Source organism: Nonomuraea sp. NPDC050691, assembly GCF_040654455.1.
In the GTDB taxonomy this organism is placed as follows: domain Bacteria; phylum Actinomycetota; class Actinomycetes; order Streptosporangiales; family Streptosporangiaceae; genus Nonomuraea.
In genome coordinates, this window is sequence record NZ_JBFAIA010000035.1 from 49,053 (window position 1) to 55,052 (window position 6,000).

The window sequence follows — 6,000 nt, forward strand, 5'->3', positions numbered from 1 at the left end:
GTCCCCGCGAGAGCGTCGCCGCGAAGTTATCCACGTATCCACATGCGGGTTTTCCACCGCCCCGGCCGCGTCCACAGTATGTGCACCCAGGTGCCACTAGGCTGTGGACAACGTCTTGAACACGGCTGTGCACAAAGATACTGTCGGCCACTCCGGGGCCATGTGAGGCTGTGGATATCCTGTGGATCACCTGTGGAGATCCTGGGTACGGCGCCCGGATCAAGGGCTGTGGACGGACGGGGTCGATCGTCGCACAGCCGGCACCCGGGTGTGGAGAACAATCGCGGGGGGCCGCGGAAGGAAGGAGGGGGAGCCGCGCGATGAACGCTGCCGAGCTCGCCGCTGTCTGGTCCAGGGCTCTGGGCAACTTCCTCAACGAGAACGTCCCCATCCAGCAGCGCACGTGGCTGTCCATGGTCCGTCCGATCGCCCTGGCCGGCGACACGATCGTGCTCGGTGTCCCCAACGACTTCCTCAAGGACCTCATCGAGGGCAAGCTGCGCCAGCCGGTGACGACGGCGCTGTCCCAGGAGCTCGGCAAGGCCATGCGGCTGGCCGTGATGATCGACACGACGGCCCCGGAGCAGCCTGCGGCCGAGTCTCATCAACAGCCTGTGGGCGGTGGTTATCCCCAGGGTGTGGATCCCCAGCTGCGTTTCGCACAACCCCCGTCACCGCAGCTCTACCCGGCTTCCGAGCCTCCGCAGTTCTATTCTCCACAGGCCGAGCCGGCTCAGTCGTCCACCGAATATCCACAGCAGGGCTTCACTTTTGAACAGGCCCAGCCGTACACATCCCCTGTGGAAAAGGCGCCGGAGCCGGCGCCGAACCGGTGGGAAGCGAAGAGCACGAAACCGAGCGAACCCGCACGACTTAACCAGAAGTACACATTCGAGACATTCGTCATCGGTGCCAGCAACCGGTTCGCGCACGCCGCGGCCGTGGCCGTGGCCGAATCCCCCGCGAAGGCGTACAACCCACTCTTCATTTACGGCGACTCGGGTCTCGGCAAGACGCATCTCCTGCACGCGATCGGTCATTACGCGCAGAGCCTGTACGACGGCGCGCGGGTGAGGTACGTGAGCTCGGAGGAGTTCACCAACGACTTCATCAACAGCATCCGCGACCACAAGGCCGACGGCTTCCGCGGCCGCTACCGCGCGATCGACATCCTGCTCGTGGACGACATCCAGTTCCTGGAGGGCAAGGAGCAGACGCAGGAGGAGTTCTTCCACACCTTCAACACCCTCCACAACGCCAACAAGCAGATCGTCATCTCCAGCGACCGGGCGCCCAAGCAGCTCATCACGCTGGAGGACCGGCTGCGCAACCGGTTCGAGTGGGGTTTGATCACCGACGTCCAGCCGCCCGAGCTGGAGACCCGCATCGCGATCCTGCGCAAGAAGGCGATCCAGGAGGGTCTGGCCGCGCCACCCGAGGTCCTCGAGTACATCGCGAGCCGCATCTCCACCAACATCCGTGAGCTGGAGGGCGCCCTCATCAGGGTGACCGCGTTCGCCAGCCTCAACCGGCAGGGCGTCGACCTGCAGCTCGCCGAGGTGGTCCTGAAGGATCTGATCACCTCGGAGTCCGGCCCGGAGATCACGATCGCGACGATCATGGCCAAGACCGCGGAGTACTTCGGCATCAGCATCGACGACCTGTGCGGCAGCTCGCGCAGCCGGGCTCTGGTCAACGCCCGGCAGATCGCGATGTACCTCGCCCGCGAGCTGACGGAGCTGTCACTGCCGAAGATCGGCCAGCAGTTCGGCGGCCGTGACCACACGACCGTGATGCACGCGGAGCGCAAGATCCGCTCGCTCATCGCGGAGCGCAGGTCGATGTACAACCAGGTCAACGAGCTGACAATGCGCATCAAACAGACCACCAGTGGGCCCTGAGCGGTTATGCACACCCTGTGGATAACACTGTGGACCAGGGGAAACGCGCGCGGACGGCCGTCAACCGCCCCACAATGCCCGGAAATTTCGCCCATAAGGGCTGGGGATAAAGGTGGGGACATCCTGCGGAAAACCTGGGGACAACCTGGGGATGACTTGTGGACGCCCTGTGCACAGCCAATCTGGGGCTCCCAAAACAGGTCGCTTACCCCGTGGATAACCGGTGGAAACCTTGTGGATAACCGGTGGATGAAGACCCCATGACCTGGGGACAGCGTGTGGGCAACGTTTCGTCATCCCCAGGCGGCGAAGTTACCCCCAGGCTTCACCCACAGGGGCAGTGGATGAAAACAGCCGGGCTGAGCAGCGGAAACGCAGGTTGTCCACAGTATCCACACCCCCTAGTGTGATGACCACTTATCTCTCCTACAAAGAACTCAAGACCCATAGAAGGGTTCTCCCGGACCGGAGGTGCGGGAGGCGGGACACTTGAAATCAACGACGGACCCAGGAGGCTGATCACGGTGATGTTCCGAATCGAGCGAGACGTTCTCGCTGAGGCGGTGGCGTGGACGGCGCGCAGCCTTCCCGCCCGCCCGTCGGTGCCCGTGCTCGCCGGCATGCGCATGGAGGTGACCGACGAGCAGCGCCTCAAACTCTCCGGCTTCGACTACGAGGTCTCCGCCCAGGTGACCCTCGAGCTCCAGACCGGTGAGCCGGGCGTCGTCCTCGTCTCCGGCAAGCTCCTCGCCGAGATCACCCGGGCGCTTCCCGCACAGCCTGTGGACTTCGTCGTGGACGGGGCCAAGGCGGTCGTCACGTGCGGCAGCGCGCGATTCACACTCCTCACCATGCCTGTGGAGGACTACCCGTCGCTCCCGGCCATGCCGCCGGCCGCCGGGCGGGTGGGCAGCGACGTGTTCGCCTCGGCCGTCGCGCAGGTCGCCGTCGCCGCCGGTCGCGACGACACGCTGCCCATGCTCACCGGCGTGCGCATGGAGATCGAGGGCGACATGGTCACCCTCGCCGCGACCGACCGCTACCGCCTCGCCGTGCGCGAGCTGAAGTGGCAGCCCGGCCAGCCCGACTTCTCGGCCGTCGCGATGATCCCCGGCAAGACGCTCGCCGACACGGCCAAGGCGCTCGGCTCGTCCGGCGCCGAGGTGGAGATCGCGCTCAGCTCCGCCGGCGGCACCGGCGAGGGCATGATCGGCTTCTCCAGCGGCGGCCGGCGCACCACCACGCGCCTGCTCGACCCCGAGTTCCCCAAGTACCGCTCGCTGCTGCCCACCGAGTTCTCCGCGCGCGCCGACCTGTCCACAGGCCCGTTCGTCGAGGCGGTCAAGCGCGTGGCGCTGGTCGCCGAGCGCAACACCCCCGTACGGCTCGCGTTCCGGAGCGGCGAGGTCGTGCTGGAGGCCGGCAGCGGCGACGAGGCGCAGGCCGTCGAGGTGCTCCCCGTGGACTACGAGGGCGAGGAGATGAACATCGCCTTCAACCACCAGTTCCTGCTGGAAGGGCTGGGCGCGATCGACTCCGACGTGGCCCGGCTGCAGATGACCACGTCCACCAAGCCCGCCATCCTCACCGGGGGCAAGCCTGTGGACGGCGACGGCGCTCCGGACTACCGTTACCTGATCATGCCGATCCGCCTGTCAGGCTGAAGCTGACATCAGGGATGATGGAAGCCTGACAAGGGGGTAGAGAAGATGCAGATCGGCATGATCGGGCTCGGCAAGATGGGCGGCAACATGGCCGAGCGCCTCCGGCGCGGCGGCCATGACGTCGTCGGTTACGACCACCACCGCGAGGTCAGCGATGTGGGCAGCCTGAAGGAGCTGGTCGAACGGCTCGAGGCGCCGCGCGCGGTCTGGGTGATGGTCCCGGCGGGCAAACCCACCCAGCAGACCATCGACGAGCTCGGACGCCTGCTCAGCGAGGGCGACATCGTCGTCGACGGCGGCAACTCCCACTACGTCGACGACCAGAAGCACGCGGCGGAGCTGGCCGAGAAGGGCATCGGGTTCGTCGACTGCGGCGTCAGCGGCGGCGTCTGGGGCCTGGAGAACGGCTACGCGCTCATGTGCGGCGGCGACAAGGCCACCGTCGAGCACCTGATGCCCGTGTTCGAGACGCTGAAGCCGGAGGGCGAGAACGGTTTCGTCCACGCGGGCGACGTCGGCGCGGGCCACTTCGCGAAGATGGTCCACAACGGCATCGAGTACGGCATGATGCAGGCCTTCGCCGAGGGCTGGGAGCTGCTGGAGGCGTCCGACGTCGTCACGGACGTGCGCGGCTCGTTCGCGAGCTGGCGCGACGGCACGGTCATCCGCTCGTGGCTGCTCGACCTGCTGGTACGCGCCCTGGACGACGACGAGAACCTGGCGAACCTGCGCGGCTACGCCCAGGACTCCGGCGAGGGCCGGTGGACGGTCCAGGCGGCCGTGGACCACGCCGTGCCGCTGCCGGTGATCACCGCGGCGCTGTTCGCGCGGTTCGCCTCGCGGCAGGAGGACTCCCCCGCGATGAAGGTCGTCGCGGCGCTGCGCAACCAGTTCGGCGGCCACGCGGTGACCTCGGCCGAGGGCTCCACCGGCAAGGGCGCCGACGCGCCCGGCGCCGATGTGACCCCGCCACGCGAGGCCCAGTGACGTCCCGAGACCCGGTCACGTCCCCAGGCACGGCGTCGTCGTGAGGCGCGGCGACGCCGCGGGACTCCCCACAGGGTTTTCCACAGGCGGGCAAGCCGGTTGCCCATGTGACCGGCGTGGCCCACTACCCTTCGTGGGGTGCATGTCGCCCACCTGTCGCTGACCGACTTCCGGTCCTACGCGTCCGTGGAGCTCGGCCTCGAGCCGGGCGTCACGGCGTTCGTGGGGCCCAACGGCCAGGGCAAGACCAACCTGGTCGAGGCCCTCGGCTACGTCGCGACGCACTCCAGCCACCGGGTGGCCACCGACGCGCCCCTCGTGCGGCAGGGGGCGAGCCGGGCGATCGTGCGCTGCGCCGTCCACAGGGACGACCGGCGGGCGTTGATCGAGCTGGAGATCAACCCCGGCAAGGCCAACCGCGCCCGGCTCAACCGCTCGCCCGTCCGGCCGCGCGACGTCATCGGGCTGCTGCGCAGTGTGCTGTTCGCCCCCGAGGACCTCGCGCTGGCCAAGGGCGACCCCTCGGAGCGCCGCCGCTTCCTCGACGACCTGCTGGTGGCGCGGGCCCCACGGTTCGCGGGGGTGCGCGCCGACTACGAACGGGTGCTGAAGCAGCGGGGCGCGCTGCTGCGTACGGCCGCGCAGGCCCGTAGAGGCTCCAGGAGCGCCCGGAGGACCGAAAGCGACTCCGGGTTCGCGGCGGCGGGCGCCGGCGACGTGACGGCCACTCTGGAGGTCTGGGACGCCCATCTCGCGCGGCACGGGGCTGAGCTCCTCCAGGCCCGGCTCGATCTGGTGGAGGCGCTGCGCCCGCTGGTGGCCGGAGCGTACGCCGCGCTCGCCCCCACGAGCGCCCCCGCGACCCTCGCCTATCGCGGCACGTTGTCCACAGGTGGGGACGACGCGGAGGACGAAGTCGCCGGTGAGCGGGGATCTTCCGATGCACAGACGTTATCCACAGACTTGGGGAAAACCCTTGAAGAGCGCATGCGCGAACGGCTATTGGAGGTCCGCGCGGCCGAGCTCGAACGCGGCGTGACGCTCGTCGGTCCCCACCGCGACGACCTCGTCCTGGGCCTCGGCGACCTGCCCGCCCGCGGCTACGCCAGCCACGGCGAGTCGTGGTCGTTCGCGCTGGCGCTGCGCCTGGCCGCCTACGACCTGCTGCGCGCCGACGGCGGCGACCCGGTGCTGATCCTCGACGACGTGTTCGCCGAGCTCGACGGCCAGCGCCGGCGCCGCCTGGCCGAGATCGTCGCGCCCGCGGAGCAGGTGCTGATCACCGCCGCCGTGCCCGACGACGTGCCGTCCGAGCTGGCCGGCGCCCGATTCGACGTCGCAGAGGGGAGTGTGACCCGTGTCCGCTGACGACAAGCCCGGGCGCGGCGGCCCCGCCGACGGCAAGCCCGCCCGGGGCGCCACGCCCGCCCGCGACGCCGGCGCGGGCC

3 protein-coding genes and 1 pseudogene are annotated in these 6,000 nt (G+C 68.8%); all 4 read left to right on the forward strand.

The genetic code is table 11. The annotated features are described in order from the left end of the window. Nucleotides 1–320: 320 nt before the first annotated feature. Entirely contained in the window at nucleotides 321–1,901 is a 1,581-nt protein-coding gene (dnaA, locus tag AB0H81_RS16495; protein ID WP_358374998.1) for a chromosomal replication initiator protein DnaA, read from the forward strand. A gap of 524 nt (nucleotides 1,902–2,425) precedes the next feature. Then, nucleotides 2,426–3,565: a DNA polymerase III subunit beta gene (dnaN, locus tag AB0H81_RS16500; RefSeq protein WP_358375001.1), complete on the forward strand. Its 1,140-nt coding sequence runs from the start codon at nucleotides 2,426–2,428 to the stop codon at nucleotides 3,563–3,565. 42 nt (nucleotides 3,566–3,607) lie between these two features. Beyond that, a pseudogene (gnd, locus tag AB0H81_RS16505) lies at nucleotides 3,608–4,552 on the forward strand (phosphogluconate dehydrogenase (NAD(+)-dependent, decarboxylating)); the annotation flags it as partial. A gap of 138 nt (nucleotides 4,553–4,690) precedes the next feature. Then, nucleotides 4,691–5,920 (forward strand): DNA replication/repair protein RecF, encoded by a 1,230-nt coding sequence (recF, locus tag AB0H81_RS16510; protein WP_358375004.1) that lies wholly within the window; start codon nucleotides 4,691–4,693, stop codon nucleotides 5,918–5,920. The last annotated feature ends 80 nt before the right edge of the window (nucleotides 5,921–6,000 follow it).

What these genes read in the sequence shown, in the direction of transcription:
- dnaA (WP_358374998.1), top strand. Translation starts at nt 321, where the DNA reads ATGAACGCTGCCGAGCTCGCCGCTGTCTGGTCCAGGGCTCTGGGCAAC.